This is a genomic window from Treponema succinifaciens DSM 2489 (genome assembly GCF_000195275.1).
Lineage (GTDB): Bacteria > Spirochaetota > Spirochaetia > Treponematales > Treponemataceae > Treponema_D > Treponema_D succinifaciens.
The window spans coordinates 1,033,689-1,048,470 of the sequence record NC_015385.1; the positions used below are offsets into that span (position 1 = coordinate 1,033,689).

The 14,782-nt window shown below is 35.8% G+C and carries 14 protein-coding genes; 12 read left to right on the plus strand and 2 right to left on the minus strand.

All coding sequences use genetic code 11. The features are described 5' to 3' along the window. Positions 1–447: 447 nt before the first annotated feature. The 7 genes from tpiA to TRESU_RS14180 all read left to right on the plus strand — a co-directional run bounded on the left by tpiA (position 448) and on the right by TRESU_RS14180 (position 7,127). A complete protein-coding gene (tpiA, locus tag TRESU_RS04915) occupies positions 448–1,197 on the plus strand; it encodes a triose-phosphate isomerase (RefSeq protein WP_013701181.1) in 750 nt (249 codons plus the stop codon). Between the two features lie 97 nt (positions 1,198–1,294). Beyond that, the gene (locus tag TRESU_RS04920) at positions 1,295–1,867 is read left to right on the plus strand and encodes a chromate transporter (protein ID WP_013701182.1); all 573 of its coding nucleotides are present in this window, start codon (positions 1,295–1,297) and stop codon (positions 1,865–1,867) included. Next, complete coding sequence (locus TRESU_RS04925) at positions 1,864–2,427, plus strand: chromate transporter (RefSeq protein WP_013701183.1); 564 nt, start codon at positions 1,864–1,866, stop codon at positions 2,425–2,427. Before TRESU_RS04920 ends, TRESU_RS04925 begins: the two co-directional genes overlap by 4 nt. Continuing rightward, the gene (locus tag TRESU_RS04930; protein ID WP_013701184.1) at positions 2,428–3,762 is read left to right on the plus strand and encodes an ASKHA domain-containing protein; all 1,335 of its coding nucleotides are present in this window, start codon (positions 2,428–2,430) and stop codon (positions 3,760–3,762) included. Positions 3,763–3,839: 77 nt separating this feature from the next. Next, positions 3,840–4,919, plus strand: a complete 1,080-nt coding sequence (prfA, locus tag TRESU_RS04935; RefSeq protein ID WP_041612239.1) for a peptide chain release factor 1 — start codon at positions 3,840–3,842, stop codon at positions 4,917–4,919. An 8-nt stretch (positions 4,920–4,927) separates the two neighbouring features. After that, complete coding sequence (prmC, locus tag TRESU_RS04940) at positions 4,928–5,860, plus strand: peptide chain release factor N(5)-glutamine methyltransferase (RefSeq protein ID WP_013701186.1); 933 nt, start codon at positions 4,928–4,930, stop codon at positions 5,858–5,860. Further along, on the plus strand, positions 5,838–7,127 hold the full coding sequence (locus TRESU_RS14180; protein ID WP_013701187.1) for an O-methyltransferase: 1,290 nt from the start codon (positions 5,838–5,840) through the stop codon (positions 7,125–7,127). Before prmC ends, TRESU_RS14180 begins: the two co-directional genes overlap by 23 nt. On the opposite strand, the gene TRESU_RS04950 is transcribed toward TRESU_RS14180, so the two are convergent. Then, positions 7,124–8,269, minus strand: coding sequence for an iron-containing alcohol dehydrogenase (locus TRESU_RS04950; RefSeq protein WP_013701188.1), 1,146 nt, complete (start codon positions 8,267–8,269; stop codon positions 7,124–7,126). The two genes, TRESU_RS14180 and TRESU_RS04950, sit on opposite strands and share 4 nt — an antisense overlap. Positions 8,270–8,413: 144 nt before the next feature. On the opposite strand from TRESU_RS04950, the gene TRESU_RS04955 reads away from it, so the two are divergent. Genes TRESU_RS04955 through TRESU_RS04975 form a run of 5 tightly spaced genes read left to right on the plus strand, consistent with a single transcriptional unit; the run spans position 8,414 to position 14,255 of the window. Then, a complete protein-coding gene (locus tag TRESU_RS04955; protein ID WP_013701189.1) occupies positions 8,414–9,346 on the plus strand; it encodes a metal ABC transporter substrate-binding protein in 933 nt (310 codons plus the stop codon). Continuing rightward, complete coding sequence (locus TRESU_RS04960) at positions 9,346–10,167, plus strand: metal ABC transporter ATP-binding protein (RefSeq protein ID WP_013701190.1); 822 nt, start codon at positions 9,346–9,348, stop codon at positions 10,165–10,167. Before TRESU_RS04955 ends, TRESU_RS04960 begins: the two co-directional genes overlap by 1 nt. Before the next feature lie 17 nt (positions 10,168–10,184). Beyond that, on the plus strand, positions 10,185–11,030 hold the full coding sequence (locus tag TRESU_RS04965) for a metal ABC transporter permease (RefSeq protein WP_013701191.1): 846 nt from the start codon (positions 10,185–10,187) through the stop codon (positions 11,028–11,030). A 1-nt stretch (position 11,031) separates the two neighbouring features. Beyond that, positions 11,032–11,679, plus strand: a complete 648-nt coding sequence (locus tag TRESU_RS04970) for an HAD family hydrolase (RefSeq protein WP_013701192.1) — start codon at positions 11,032–11,034, stop codon at positions 11,677–11,679. Then, complete coding sequence (locus tag TRESU_RS04975) at positions 11,676–14,255, plus strand: endonuclease MutS2 (protein WP_013701193.1); 2,580 nt, start codon at positions 11,676–11,678, stop codon at positions 14,253–14,255. Before TRESU_RS04970 ends, TRESU_RS04975 begins: the two co-directional genes overlap by 4 nt. On the opposite strand, the gene TRESU_RS04980 is transcribed toward TRESU_RS04975, so the two are convergent. Then, complete coding sequence (locus TRESU_RS04980; RefSeq protein WP_041612242.1) at positions 14,252–14,722, minus strand: arginine repressor; 471 nt, start codon at positions 14,720–14,722, stop codon at positions 14,252–14,254. The two genes, TRESU_RS04975 and TRESU_RS04980, sit on opposite strands and share 4 nt — an antisense overlap. Positions 14,723–14,782 lie beyond the last annotated feature (60 nt).

The following is a 14,782-nucleotide window of genomic DNA, read 5'->3' on the forward strand; positions in this document are numbered from 1 at the left end:
AATGAGAAATCATAGTTTCCGCTTTTACGTGCTGAATGTTCCTGTGACTCAAAGTCGTAGCCCGATGATTTGAATAAAAGCGCCGCTGAAAACAATTTATTGTTTCATTATGCGCTCAAACACATGGTTTTTCCGATACTGCAAATGCTCATCCAGGGCAAACGCATTATAAATAATTTAAGTAAAGTTTGCGCGAAGGAACGGTTTCTGGGGCAAAAACACTCTGATTGCTGCGACCACATGAGCAGGCAATTCTATAGTTACTTTGCAACAATCAGCGTGTAGCGCATTATTGCGCGATTTTGAACCAGGAAACCGTGCCTGGGAGCCAGTTTTATACTGAATACATTTATAATGCGTTTGCCGTGTGCTCATCTTTATGCAATTGATTTTAGTTCTTTGTTGGTGTAAAATTATTGTCATTAAATTTTAGACAGGAGTTTGATTATGGCACGTACTCATTATATCGCCGGAAACTGGAAAATGAACACTTCCAAAGCGGAAGCTGTAAAACTTGCATCGGATTTGGTTTCCGCATTGAAAGGAAAGACAAACAAATTTATGATTGGTGTTCCTTTTGTTTACCTTGATGCTGTAAGTCAGGTTGTAAAAGGCTCAAACATTATTCTTGCGGCCCAGGACTGCGCCGCGACTGCAAACGGAGCTCACACAGGCGAAGTTTCAACAGAAATGCTCAAGGATCTCGGAGTTCAGTGTGTAATTCTTGGACATTCAGAACGCCGCCACGAAATTGGTGAGTCTGATGAGCTTATCAACAAAAAAGTTCGCCGTGCTTTAAATGAAGGCTTGGAAGTTGACCTTTGCATTGGAGAACTTCTTGCTGACCGTGAGGCAGGAAACGCAGAGCAGGTTTGCGCATTCCAACTTTCTGCAGATTTGGCTGGCGTAACAGAAGAGCAGATGAAGCGTGTTACAATCGCTTATGAGCCTGTTTGGGCAATAGGAACTGGAAAAACTGCAACTCCAGAAGATGCCGAGGCAATCCACAAATTTGTCCGTGGATACATTGCAAAACTTTACAATCAGAAAGTTGCCGATGAAGTTATAATTCAGTATGGCGGCTCAATGAAAGCTTCAAATGCTCCAGAGCTTTTGGCTCAGCCTGATATTGACGGCGGCTTGATTGGCGGAGCTTCTTTGAAAGCTGAAACATTCGTTCCAATCTGCGAGTGCTAATTTTTCTGCATTGCAAAAGCTGTCCTATGGCCGTAAAAAGCAAAAGGGCAGCTTTTTTCTTGTCAGTTCATGTTTATTTTTATATTATAAAAACATTATGGCTTTGTTCAAAGAACTTGTAGATTTGTTTATTACTTTCTTTAAAATCGGAATTGTAACTTTTGGCGGCGGACTTACAATGCTTCCTCTTTTGGAACGTGTACTGATTAACGAAAAAAACTGGGTTTCCATGGATGAAATTCTTGATTACTATTCAATTGCACAGACAACTCCGGGAATCATTGCGGTAAATGTGGCGACTTTTGTTGGACATAAGCGTGCTGGAACTATCGGCGGAATTTTCGCGACGCTTGGAATGATAACGCCTTCAGTAATCATAATAACTATAATCGCAAAATTCATTTCGAACTTTGAGCAAATCAGCTGGGTTCAAAAAGCAATGAAGGGAATCAATGCTGCGGTTGCGGCGCTGCTTACTTATGCTGTTTTTAATCTCTGTAAGAAAAATTTAAAAAGTCTTTGGAGCGTTTTGCTGTTTTTTGCTTCGTTTGCTTCAATTTATTTTTTCCATGCGCATACAGTTTTAGTTGTTTTGAGCGCGGCTTTTATTGGCGCTGTTTCATTTGCAGTTTCAAAGAAATTTAATTCAGGTGAAGGAATTCAAAAATGAGTCTTTTTCAGTTGTTTTTTGTTTTCATGTATATTGGTTTTTTTGCGGTTGGCGGTGGACTTGTTGCGGCGTCGTTTATGCAAAATGTTCTTGTAAATCAGTACGGACTTATTTCCGCGGAAAAATTTTACAGTATGCTTGCAATCAGCGAAAGCACACCCGGACCGATTGGAATAAATATTGCGACTTATATTGGAACTGAGCTTTATGGAATTCCCGGAGGAATCATTGCAACTATTGGCGAAGTTCTTCCGTCGATTGTTACAATTGTTTTGATTTCAAAATTTTTTTCAAAGTTTCAGGAAAAACCTTTGGTAAAATCAGTATTTAAAACTTTGCGGCCAGTTACAAGCGGACTTGTTTTGTGTGTTCTTGTTCAGGTTTTTACGCTGGCAATTTTAAATTTAAACCCTCAAAATTCTAATTCTGTGGTTCTGCAGGTTTTCAATTTGCCGGCTCTTGCTATTTTTGTGGTTTCGCTATTTGTATTATTTAAAACAAAAGTTCATCCAGTTGTAGTTGTTGCTTTTGGTGCGGTTTTTGGAGTTGTGTTTTTTTAAGTGATTTGTTCAGTTTGCCGGCATTGCGGTTTATGTGAAGGCTCGGAAACAAAAAAAAATGTTTCTGTCCTTGCGGATTTTTCTGGTCTTGAAAATTTAAAAGGCGATAATTCTCTTCCGCTGAATTTTGTTGGAATTGCTTTTGACATTGGAACGACTTCTATAGCCGCAAATATTTTTACGTTAAAAGACGGAATCCTTGTTGCTTCTGTTGGCGAAGAAAATTGTCAGATTGAATTTGGAAGCGATGTTGTTTCAAGAATTTTGTTTTCAAGCAAACCTTCTGGTCTTAAAAAACTTCATGAATCAATTTTATCTCAAATAGAAAGAATTTCAAAAAAACTGATTCTTGCATCTCAAAATTTTTTTGTTGAAAATCGCCGCGGACGGGCAGTGTTAAAGCGTATTGTAATTTCTGGAAACACAGCAATGGAATCATTTGTTCTTGGAATTTCCGCGGTTTCACTTGCGCAGTTTCCTTTTTCGCTTCCAAGCAAATTCGGATTTTCAGTTGAGTCAAATGAACTTGGAAATTTTGAAACCATTCCTCCTGATTGTGAATTTTATTTTGCTCCTGCGATTGAATCTTTTGTTGGCGGCGATACTGTTTGCGCGATGATTGCCTGCGGTTTTTTAGAAAAAGTTGAAAATAAATTTCTTGCTGACATTGGAACAAACTGCGAACTTTGCGTTTATTCTGCGGAGTCGGATAAAATTTTTTGCGCGTCAACTTCAGCCGGACCTGCGTTTGAAGGCTATGGAATTGACTGTGGAATTTCTGCTCAGGAAGGTGCGATTGCAAAAGTTGAATTTCTTAAAAACAATGAAATAAAATGCTTTGTGCTTGGAAATGGAAAGGCGATTGGAATTTGCGGAACTGGAATTTTAAGCGCAATTTCAGAATTTTTAAAAAGCGGAATAATTGATTTTTTTGGAGCATTTGTTTCAGGAAAAGAAAAAATTATTCTTCAGAATGAAATTTATATTTGCCAAAAAGATATAAGAAATTTTCAGCTTGCAAAGTCAGCTGTTTTAACTGGACTTGAAATTCTTTCTGAAAAATCAGGATGCAAATCCGGAACTCTTTATTTGGCTGGAGGCTTCGGTTCGCTTCTTGATATAAAAGATGCCTGCGCTGTAAAAATGATTCCAAGTTTTCTTTCTGAAAAAACTTTTGCTGCTGGAAATGCTTCTCTTTGCGGAGCTTCGATTTTGCTTTTAAATTTAGGTTTAAGAAAATCTGCTTGTGAACTTGCAGAAAATTCAGTTCATGTAGATCTTGCGCAAGATAAATCCTTTGAAAATCTGTATATAAAAAACTTGAATTTTAAATAGCCATTTTTGCTTAGTTTCAAATTTCGCGGTTCATTGCTTTTTTTATAGAAACTCGATATATTTTATAGACTATGGACTTGATAAAAAAACTTGAAGATCTTTCTGTGCGTTACACTGTTGTTTCAGAACTTATTGGAGATGCCTCTTTAATTAAGGATCAAAAAAAATATAAAGAAACAATGCGTGAGCATCAGCAGCTTACAGAACTTATGTCGCTTTACGATGAATATAAAAAAATTCTAAAAGGAATTGAAGATGCGACTGTCCTCATAACAGAAGAGGAAGACCGCGATATGAAAGAGCTTGCAAGAGAAGAACTGAAAGAACTTGAGGAAAAAAAGCCTAAGCTGGAAGAAGAAATAAAACTTAAGCTAATTCCACCAGATCCTCTTGATGAAAAAAATATTATTCTTGAAATTAGAAGCGCAGCTGGTGGAGATGAAGCAAGCCTTTTTGTTCGTGATTTGTGGGAAATGTATATGCATCTTGCAGAACGCAAAGGCTGGAAAACTGAAACGATGGAAGCTCAGGAAACTGAAGTCGGTGGATTCAATAAAATTGTAACATCAATTGCTGGAAAATTTGTTTATGGAACTTTAAGGTGGGAAAGCGGAGTTCATCGTGTTCAGCGAGTTCCTGCAACAGAAAGCCAAGGACGACTTCAGACTTCAACCGTAACGGTCGCGGTTTTGCCGGAAGCAGAAGAAACTGAAATTCAAATTCGTCCAGAGGATGTCCGCGTTGACGTTATGCGTGCCGGTGGTCCTGGCGGTCAGTGTGTTAACACAACGGATTCTGCAGTCCGCTTGACTCATATTCCTACTGGAATTGTTGTTATTCAGCAGGATGAAAAAAGTCAGCATAAAAACAAAGACAAGGCGTTCAGGGTTTTGCGTGCACGTCTTTTCGATCTTGAAGAAAGCAAGCGTCAGTCGGAGCGCGCGGATGCAAGAAAAAACATGGTTGGAAGCGGCGCCCGCAGTGAAAAAATCCGCACTTATAATTTTCCGCAGGACAGAGTTACAGACCACCGCATAAATTTGAGCTTACACAATTTGCCTTCATTTATGATGGGCAACATGGATGAGATGCTGGATGCGCTGAATGTATATGCAAAAGAAGAGCAGTTAAAAGACAGTTCTGATCTTGTAAACTGAAATTTAAAATGACAATAAGCCAAGCCAGAAAGTTTGCATTATCAGAATTAAAATTCAGCCCAAGTCCTATTCTTGATGCGGATGTTATTTTAAAATGGATTTTGAAATGTGATCAGACTTTTATTCTTTTTCATTCTGAAACAGAACTTTCTGAGCTGCAAAAAAATATTTTTTGTTCTTCAATTGAAAAAAGAAAAACTGGCTTGCCTGTTGCTTATATTACAGGAATAAAAGAATTTTTCGGATCTGATTTTGAGGTTGACAAAAATGTTCTTATTCCCAAGCCGGACACAGAATTGCTTGTTGAAAATGCTGTTAATTTTATTGAAGAAAAATTTCATGCGTCTTCTGACTGTAAGATTCTTTCTGTCTGTGATATGTGTTCTGGAAGCGGATGCGTTGGAATCAGCATTTTAAAATTTATAGAAGAAAAAAAAATTATTCCAAAATCATTGCTCCCTAAAATTATTTTTGCAGACATAAGTAAAAAAACTCTTGATATTGCAAAAAAAAATTCTTTGCGTTTGCTTAGCGAATTTGCTTTTGAAAAAACTGTTTTTGTTCAAAGTAATCTTTTTGAAAATTTAGGGCAAAGCAGAAACGGTCTTTTTGATGTCATTGTTTCTAATCCTCCGTACATTCCTTATTCTCAAACTGTTGAGCTTTTAAAAGACGGAAGAAGCGAGCCTTCGCTTGCGTTATGCGGCGACATTGATTTGAATGGAAATCTTACAAACTTTGACGACGGACTTGAAATTATACGGAACTTGATTTTTCAGTCAGTTGATTTTTTAAATCCGGGCGGAATTTTGATTTTAGAAACTGGCGAATACAATGCTTTTCAAACTAAAAAAATAATGGAAGATTCAGAATTCAAAGATGTAAAAATTTATAAAGACTTGGAAGGACAGTTTAGAAATGTCAGCGGAATTCTTGCTTGAAATAAAATCTCTTGCGCATAAAAATAATGTTCCCATTATGCAGGATGCAACTTCTGAATTTATTTTCAGTTTTATAAAAAAACATAATGTGAAATCAGTTTTGGAAATTGGAACTGCTGTTGGATATTCTGCTATTCAGTTTGCGCTTGTTGATGAAAGTGTAAAAGTTACGACAATTGAAATCGACATTGACCGCACTATTCAGGCAATCAAAAATGTGGAAAAATGCGGTTTGAAAAGCAGAATAAAAATTATAAACAACGATGCCTTGGCTTGCGATATAAATGAAAAATTCGATTTGATTTTTATCGACGCAGCAAAAGCTCAGTACGAAAAATTTTTTGAAAAGTTCAAGGCGAATTTAAATCCAAAAGGCGCAATCATAAGCGACAATTTGCTGTTTCATGGAATTGTTGAAAATCAGAATTTAACCAAAAGTTATAGCACAAAAAAGCTTGTTAGAAAAATAAAACGTTATGTGAATTTTTTGAAAGAAAATATAGAGTTTACAACTGAATTTTATAAAACTGGAGACGGAATTTCTGTCAGCAAGTTTAAAACTGATTATTCAAATTTTATTTCAGAAGAAAATTTTCTTGAAGAAAAAGAATATTTTAAGATTTTTAAAATTGACCAGAAGTGCCTTTTAAAGCTTTTCGATGAAAATGTTTCAAAAGAATTTGCATTGATGGATTTTAGAAATTCCCAGTTTGCATACAATCAAAATATTTCAAAATTTATGCCTTGTGATTTTCTGAAAATAAGCGGTTGCTTTGGAATTGTTTTTCAAAATGATGATGAAAAATTTCCATCGCGGATTTTGAATGAATTTGATAAGAATATTTTTTCTGACAAATTTACTTTGCTTCATGAAAAACTTTTGAGTTTAAATGCGGAAAGTCTTGCAAGCTACAAAGAGCTTCTGCTTTTTATTTTAGGCGGAAATTCAAAAGAAAATTCTTCTGTGATAAGAAAACTGAAAAAACTTCCAGAAGGAAATTTTTTTTGCCAGGGAAATTTCTGTCCAGAAAATATTTTAATTGATGAAAATAAAAATTTGTTTGCCTCAAATTTTCTTTTGTCTTGTAAAGGTCCAAAAGAATTTGACATTGCCAGAACTTTTTATATTTTATCAAAAACTAACTCTGAAAAATCAATTTTAAAATCAGAGGATTATTTAATAAAAATGGAAATTGATAAAGAAAGTCTACTGCCTTTTATCGAAGTTTTCAATGAATTTGAAAATTCTTTCTATGATATTTTTTAGAAAATCAATTTTAAAACATCCGCAATTTTCTTTTTTGTTACAGTTTTTGGATTCAGTTCTGTATATTTGTTTTTTAAAATATTTTCCTGAATAAACAAAACGTCTTCCTTTGAAATTTTTACTTCTTCAACCTTTTTTGCTGCAGAAAGTTCTTTGAAAAATTTTTCAACAGAAGTTACCGCAGTTTTTCTAAATGATTCAGGAGAAGCCGAAGATGAAACTTTTGCTCCCATATTTACTGCGATGGCTTTGTATTTTTGTCCTGTTGAAGCCGCATTGAATTCCATTGACTCCTTAAATATTGGAATTATGGATTTTGAAAAAGAAATGCCAACTGCTGCTTCCACTGAAAGTGATGCTGCTGTTGCAAAAGCCGCGCCTCCATTTGAAAAAGCTATGCCGGTGCAATATTGCGCATAAAGCATATTTTCTATTGCCTTTGAATTTCCTTTTGAGGCTGAAAGCGCATTTTCAGAAATCAACTTTATTGCCTTTAATGCGAAAAAGTCACTTAAGTCCCATGAAGATTTGCAGATAAACGATTCAATGGAAGAAGCCAAAAGCGAGGTGGCTAAAACTGAAAAGTCGTTTTTGTTGGCAACGGAAGCAAGCTCTGTGTCGAAAAAAAATGCTTTTGGAATTGCGTTTGTGTCTGCGCATTCAATTTTTTTCCGCTGCGATTCGTCTTCTAAGATAAAAACGTGGCTGGAATCCCATGGGCTTCCGATTGAAGTGAAAAACATATAAAGAGGAATTGCTTTGTTTTTTGATTTTGCTTTTCTTTCCAATTTTCTTGGATCTGAAATTTCTGGATTTGAAAGAAGAATCGACACTGCCTTTGCAATGTCTGAAACTGATTTTGAGCCTACGGAAATTACTGCGTCAGCCCTGAGTGTTTTTGCTGCGTTCAATGCGGCTCTTGTATCGGAAAGAGAAGCGACTTGGCTTACTCTGTCAAAAATGCTGTATACGATTTTGTTTTTTGCAAGCATTGAGGAAATTTTTTTTAATGCGCTTTGAAATTCGGGGGCTGCTATGATAAAAATTCTTTGAAAATCGCTGTTTTTTATTTCTTCATTGAAATTTTTTAAAGTGTCTGCTCCAAAAAATGAAATTCCTGTTGTGACAATTTGATTCGACATTTTTTTCCTCAAAGATTCAATTCTATTATGAACTGAAATTATATATACGTCAACTAAAATTTGAGCTATTCTTAAAACTAATTGCTATTTATAGTCTTTTTTGTCTTATTGTAAATAATTCTTAGTTCAGATAGAATAGATTTTATGGAAGAAAAAAAATCTCTTAAAATAACCTTAATTTTTACAATTTGTTTTTTTGTGTTTATTGTTTCCTTTTTTTCAGTTTGGAAAGTTTCTTTGTCGGAAAAACGGGTCTCTGCTTCAGCTGATTCTGAAAAAATAAAAATAACGGCATCTTTCTATCCTATTTACATAATGCTTTTGAATTTGACGGATGGAATTGATGATGTTGAAGTTTCGCTTTTGGCTCCTGCTGAAACTGGCTGCTTGCATGATTATCAGCTTACAACTGGCGACATGAAGCTTATTGAAAAATGTGACATTCTTGTTGTGAATGGAAGCGGAATGGAAGATTTTTTTGACAAGGCTTTTTCACTGAAAAAAAATTCAGTTGTGGTTGCTTCTGATGGTTTTAAGCCTTTTGATGGAAATCCTCATGTGTGGGTGAGCGTTTCCGGTGCGATTTACGAAGTGCAAAAAATAACGGAAGGACTTTGTTCGCTTGATTCAAAAAATTCAGAAAGCTACAAAAAAAATTATTTGATTTATATAGAAAAATTAAATGCTCTTGAACAAAAAATGAAGACTTCTCTTGCTCCTTTCGCTGGAAAAAAAATCATAACTTTCCATGAAGCGTTTCCTTATTTTGCAAAGGAATTCGGTTTTGAAATTTCGGCAGTTATTGAGCAGGAGCCGGGAACTGTTCCGAGCGCAAAGGAGCTGGCAAAAATAATTGAAAGTATAAAATCAGTTACGAATCGAGGTGAAGAAGTTGCTCTTTTTGCTGAGCCTCAATATTCTTCAAGCGTGGCGAAAATTATTTCCAATGAAACCGGACTTTCAGTTTATGAGCTTGATCCGTGCGTAAATGGTCAGTTGGAAAAAAACGCATATATTGAAGGCATGGAAAAAAATCTTTCAGTTTTGATGAATGCTTTTTCAGAGGAAAAAAAATAATGCCTTGCCTTGTTGGAAAATCTCATGTCTGCTGCACACGGATAGAAAACTTAAGTGTAAAAGCTGGCGGTGAATATATTTTAAAAGATATAAATCTTCATTTGCATTGCGGCGAGCTTACTGCGATTGTTGGAAGAAACGGCGCAGGAAAAACAACTTTTATAAAGGCACTGCTGAATACAATTCCTCATTCAGGAAATATAATTTTTGAAGGTGAAAGGTGCGCGGGAAATTGCGGAAAAGATCACACAACTGACCATGACCGTTTTTGCACTTGCCGAAAAAGAATTCCTTACACTACAACTAAGCCTGTGTTTGGCTATGTTCCTCAGACTCTTTCTGTTGAGCCGGGAAGTCCTGTCTGCGTTGAAGATTTGGTTTTTGCTTGCACTTCAAAAAGACCTGTGTGGCTAAGGCACAGAAAAAAAGATATTGAAGCCGCTTCTGAAATTCTTTCATGCACAAATTCCCATCAGCTTTTAAAACGCAGAGTCTGTGATTTGTCTGGCGGAGAACTTCAGCGTGTCATGCTTGCGCTTGCGATAAATCCTTTGCCGGATATTTTGCTTTTAGATGAGCCTGTAAGCGGTGTTGACAGAGTAGGGCTGAAATCTTTTTACGAGCTTGTTTCTTCTATACGCCGTGATTTTGACATAACGATTCTTTTGATAAGCCATGATTTGGATTTGGTGGCGCGCCATGCTGACAGAGTCGTTTTTATAAATAATGCCAGTGCGGTCGTTGGAACTGTAAAAGATGTTTACCGCCAAAAAGATTTTATGGAAGTTTTCGGACATATTATGCTTCCTGATGAATATTAAAAACCGGAGTGAAATTTATGCAGCTGATTTATTCTTTTTTGGATTTTGTTTTTCCTTTTGAATGGCTGTCTCCTGCGTTTATGAAAAATGCTCTGATTGCCATTGTTATTGCAGGTCCGCTTTTTGGCGCTTTGGGAACTTATGTTGTTTCAAACAGGATGAGTTTTTTTAGCGATGCGATTGGGCATTCAGCTTTGACAGGAATTGCGATTGGCGTTCTTTTTGGAATTCACGATGTTACAATTTCTATGGTTTTGTTTTCGATGCTGCTCGGTTTTTCTATAATTATGGTCAAGTCAAAAGGAAAATCTTCCAGCGACACGATTATTGGGGTTTTTTCTTCAACATCAGTTGCGCTTGGAATTGTGCTTTTGTCTGCCGGCGGAAATTTTTCAAAGTATCAAAAATATCTTGTGGGCGACATTCTTAGCATTCAGCCAAACGAAATTCTTTTTTTATTTTTCTGCGCAATTGCACTTCTTCTTGTTTGGATTTTTTTCTACAACAAAATGCTGATTGTTTCTCTTCATTCATCATTTGCAAAAAGTCGTGGAATAAAAACAGTTTTCATAGAACAAGTTTTTGCTTTGCTGACAGCTGCGATTGTTTCTGTCTGCATACGCTGGACCGGACTTCTTGTGATTAACAGCATGCTTGTACTTCCGGCTGCTTCGGCTCGATTCGTGAGCAGAACTTCAAGACGCTATCTGATTGTTTCAGAATTGATTTCTCTTGCTGGCGGAATTGCAGGACTTTGTTTTTCGTATTATACTGGATCGGCTAGCGGAGCTTCGATTGTTTTAGTAAACTCAGCATTTTTTTTAATTTGCTTTATAATTTCATTTTTGAAGAAGAATAGTTAAAATGACAAAAGCTGTAATTTTTGATTTGGATGGAACTCTCCTTAATACACTTGATGATTTGGCGGACAGTTGCAATGAAACTTTGCGCCAGATGAATTTTCCTTTGCGCTCGATAGATGAAATCCGGCAATTTGTTGGAAATGGAATCGCAAAACTTATGGAGCTTGCAATTCCTGATGGAAAAGAAAATCCTGAATATGAAAAATCAGTTTTATTAATGAAGGAGAACTATGAAAAAAATTGGCAGAACAAAACTCGGCCTTATGATGGAATTTTAGATTTGATTTCAACTTTGCATAGAATGGAAATAAAAACGGGAATTGTTTCGAACAAGCCTGACGCTCAAGTTAAAGAACTCGCGGAATATTATTTTTCTTCCAGCATAAAACGAGAAACTGCGGTCGGAGATATTGAAGGAAGAAATAGAAAGCCCGCGCCGGATTCTGTTCTGGAAGTTATGCGGATTCTTGAAGTTGGCAAAAATGAAACAGTTTATGTAGGTGATTCTGATGTTGATATAAAAACTGCAAAAAATGCGGGGATTCCTTGCATAAGTGTGACTTGGGGATTTAGAGATAGAAATTTTCTTTTGAATTCTGGAGCGCAAAACCTTGCAGACAAACCTGAAGAAATTTTAAAATATTTATGAGCGGTGAAAAAGATATTTTTCTGAAGGGGCAGGTTGCCCATGATTTTGATTTTTATAGAATAAGAGAAAAAGTTGCTTCTCTTGCGGTAAGTGAAGAAGGCAAATTTTTTTTGCTTTCAAGGGAAAGTTCTTCTGATATTGATAAAGTTTCAAAACTGAAATCTTTGGGACGTGAATGGAATAATTATTTAAATTCACGATTTCCTTCCGCATTGAAATCTTGGCCACCTGTAAAAGAAATTTTTTCAGTACTAAAAGTTGATGGAGCTTCTCTTTCACATGAGCAAATCTTTTCACTTGGACTTTTTTGCACTTACACTGATGAAACTTGCGGCTGCATAAAATCTGCTTCTCTTGAACTTGAAATTCCAGAGCTTTTTAAAATTGCGCAGTCAATGCCTTCGTTGGAAAACGCTAGAAATAAAATTTTTTCTGTTATCGATATTTCAACTGGTGAAATAAAAGATTTGCCAGCCATCAGGGAAATCAGAAAAAAAATTGCTTCGCTTCATAGAGAAATTGAATCTGCATTAAAAAAATATACTTCTGATTCAACATTGAATTCCGTATTGCAAAACAATGTTCCGGCGTTAAAAGCTGACCGTGAGCTTCTTGCAGTCCGTTCGGATCATAGAAACTATATTAAAGGAATTGTGCATGAAGTGAGCTCTTCCGGGCAAACTCTTTATATTGAGCCTGAAGAAATTGTGAGGGCAAACAATCAACTTGTTCAGGAAGAATTTAATTTGCAGGCTGAACTTAAAAAAATTTTTAAGGAACTTTCTGACAGTTTAAGAGAGTATTGTTCTGATTTTCTTTTATGCCATGATTCAATGCTGCTGCTCGATTCAACTTGTGCTGCCGCAAAATATCAATCAGAAGTTCATGGAGTTTTTGCTGAAAATTATGATACTGAAAAAGAGTCGCCTTTGATTTTAAATGCGCGCCATCCACTTTTGGCAGAAAAAGCTGTTCCTGTAACAATTAACTTTATGTTTGGAAAAAAAGTTATGATTATTACAGGACCGAACACAGGTGGAAAAACTGTAACGTTAAAAACTGTCGCGCTTTTTTCATTGATGAATCAGGCCGGTTTTCCTATTCCTGCTGATGAAGGCACAAGGCTTCCTTTTTTCAATTCAATTTTTGCGGACATTGGAGATGAACAGTCAATCGATGAGTCTTTGAGCACTTTTTCTAGCCGCATGAAAAATATTGCGCTAGCCTTGGAAAATGCCGATGAAAAAAGTCTTGTGCTGTTGGATGAGCTTGGAACAGGAACTGATCCTCTTGAAGGTGGTGCGATTGCCATGGCAGTTCTTGATTCTTTGCTTGAAAAAAATTCTTTTGTTCTTGTTACAACTCATCATGGAGTTTTAAAAAATTACGGATACACAAATTCAAAATGTGTTAATGCTTCTGTTGAATTCAATTCAGAATCTTTGCGTCCGACTTATAAGCTTCTTGTTGGAGTGTCGGGTGAAAGCCATGCAATTGATATAGCTTTAAATTCCGGTTTGCCGCAAAATGTTGTTGAGCAGGCAAAAAGCTACATTTCAAATCAGCAGGCTGACGTGAGCTCTTTGATAAAAGGTTTGACAGAAAAACATATTGAACTTGAAGAGCTTATAAAAAAACAAAATGAAAAACAGAATGAGCTTTCTCTAAAAGAATTAAAAATCCATTCACGTGAAATAAAAATGCTTCAAAAAGAAATTGAGCTTAATCAGATTGAGCACTCGCAAAGTTCTGCGTTTTTGCAGGAAATGAGAAGTAATCTTGAAAATCTGGTTCGTGTTTTAAGGGAAGGTGAAATTACCCGTGAGAAAACTTTGAGTGTTAGAAAATTTATTTCTGATACAACAAAAGAAATTGACGAGCAGGAAGAAAATATAGAAGAGAAAAAACTTCTTTTGGAAAAAGAAATTTCTAATCTTCAAAATGAAGAAAACAAAATTCTGCAAAATGGAATGCGACTTTCATCTCTAAAAGAAAAAAAATCTTTTTCTTCCAAAAACAAAAAATTAAAAAGCAGGCTTTCAAATTCTGAAGCATTGAAAAATGCCTCTGTTTTAAAAATTGAAAATTCAAATGAAAAGAAGTTCGAAAAAGAAGAACTATTAAAAGAAGGAGCAGAAGTTCTTGCAGGAAATGAAAAGCGAAAAGGTGTTCTTGTTAGAAAAGTTAAAAATGAAATCTGGCAAGTTCAGTTTGGTTCTATGAAAATGAATTTTCCGCAGAATCAAATTATTCCTCTGGAAAATAGAATTGTTGACAGAAGCGTTTCTGTTGTAATTGAACGTGATTCAAAAACTGAAAATAATAATGAAACTCCAAAATTTGAACTTAGACTTTTAGGGATGAGGTCGGGAGAAGCAATAAAATCACTTGAACACCAGCTTGATTTGTGCATGATTAACAATTTTAAAAAGTTTTCTGTTATCCATGGAAAAGGAAACGGAATATTGCAACAGGCTGTGAGTGATTATTTAAATCATTGTCCTTCTGTAAAGGAATTTTATTTTGCAAGACCAGAAGAGGGCGGAACTGGAAAAACTTACGTTGAGCTTTTTTAAATTTCAAGTTCTGGAATTTTTTCCTTTAGCTTTTCAAGAAAATTTTTCACCTGAACACCTTCTCTAAGGCAGGCAAAAATGCAGTTTTCTCCTGCTATAGTTCCGATTATTTCATTGAGGTTCATTGCGTCAAGCGCGTTTGCAACACTGTCTCCGTGTCCGCCAAAAGTTTTTATTACAATTATATTTCCGCTGGCTTCAATGCTTACATATCCGCGCAAAAAATCTCGTATATAAATTTGCTCGCTTTCCTTTTCAATTTCATCTTCCGGGATTGTATAGACATATCCATTATGTCCGTCGCTTATTTTTCCAACTTTCATAAGCTTTAAATCTCTGGAAAGTGTTGCCTGCGTAACTTCAAATCCTTCATTCTGCAGATAATTTAAAAGCTCATCCTGACTTTCTATTCTGTTGTTTTTTATTAATTTTCGAATTGTCTTTAGTCTCAAAATTCTGTCTTTCAAAATATACCTCGGAATATACACAAGTATGAATAAATATACATTTTGTGTCAAGGCCTTTTT

Excerpts from the sequence above, each read along its gene's own strand:
- tpiA (WP_013701181.1), top strand. The coding sequence starts at position 448 with ATGGCACGTACTCATTATATCGCCGGAAACTGGAAAATGAACACTTCC.
- TRESU_RS04920 (WP_013701182.1), top strand. The coding sequence starts at position 1,295 with ATGGCTTTGTTCAAAGAACTTGTAGATTTGTTTATTACTTTCTTTAAA.
- TRESU_RS04925 (WP_013701183.1), top strand. The coding sequence starts at position 1,864 with ATGAGTCTTTTTCAGTTGTTTTTTGTTTTCATGTATATTGGTTTTTTT.
- prmC (WP_013701186.1), top strand. The coding sequence starts at position 4,928 with ATGACAATAAGCCAAGCCAGAAAGTTTGCATTATCAGAATTAAAATTC.
- TRESU_RS14180 (WP_013701187.1), top strand. The coding sequence starts at position 5,838 with ATGTCAGCGGAATTCTTGCTTGAAATAAAATCTCTTGCGCATAAAAAT.
- TRESU_RS04950 (WP_013701188.1), bottom strand. The coding sequence starts at position 8,269 with ATGTCGAATCAAATTGTCACAACAGGAATTTCATTTTTTGGAGCAGAC.
- TRESU_RS04955 (WP_013701189.1), top strand. The coding sequence starts at position 8,414 with ATGGAAGAAAAAAAATCTCTTAAAATAACCTTAATTTTTACAATTTGT.
- TRESU_RS04960 (WP_013701190.1), top strand. The coding sequence starts at position 9,346 with ATGCCTTGCCTTGTTGGAAAATCTCATGTCTGCTGCACACGGATAGAA.
- TRESU_RS04965 (WP_013701191.1), top strand. The coding sequence starts at position 10,185 with ATGCAGCTGATTTATTCTTTTTTGGATTTTGTTTTTCCTTTTGAATGG.
- TRESU_RS04970 (WP_013701192.1), top strand. The coding sequence starts at position 11,032 with ATGACAAAAGCTGTAATTTTTGATTTGGATGGAACTCTCCTTAATACA.
- TRESU_RS04975 (WP_013701193.1), top strand. The coding sequence starts at position 11,676 with ATGAGCGGTGAAAAAGATATTTTTCTGAAGGGGCAGGTTGCCCATGAT.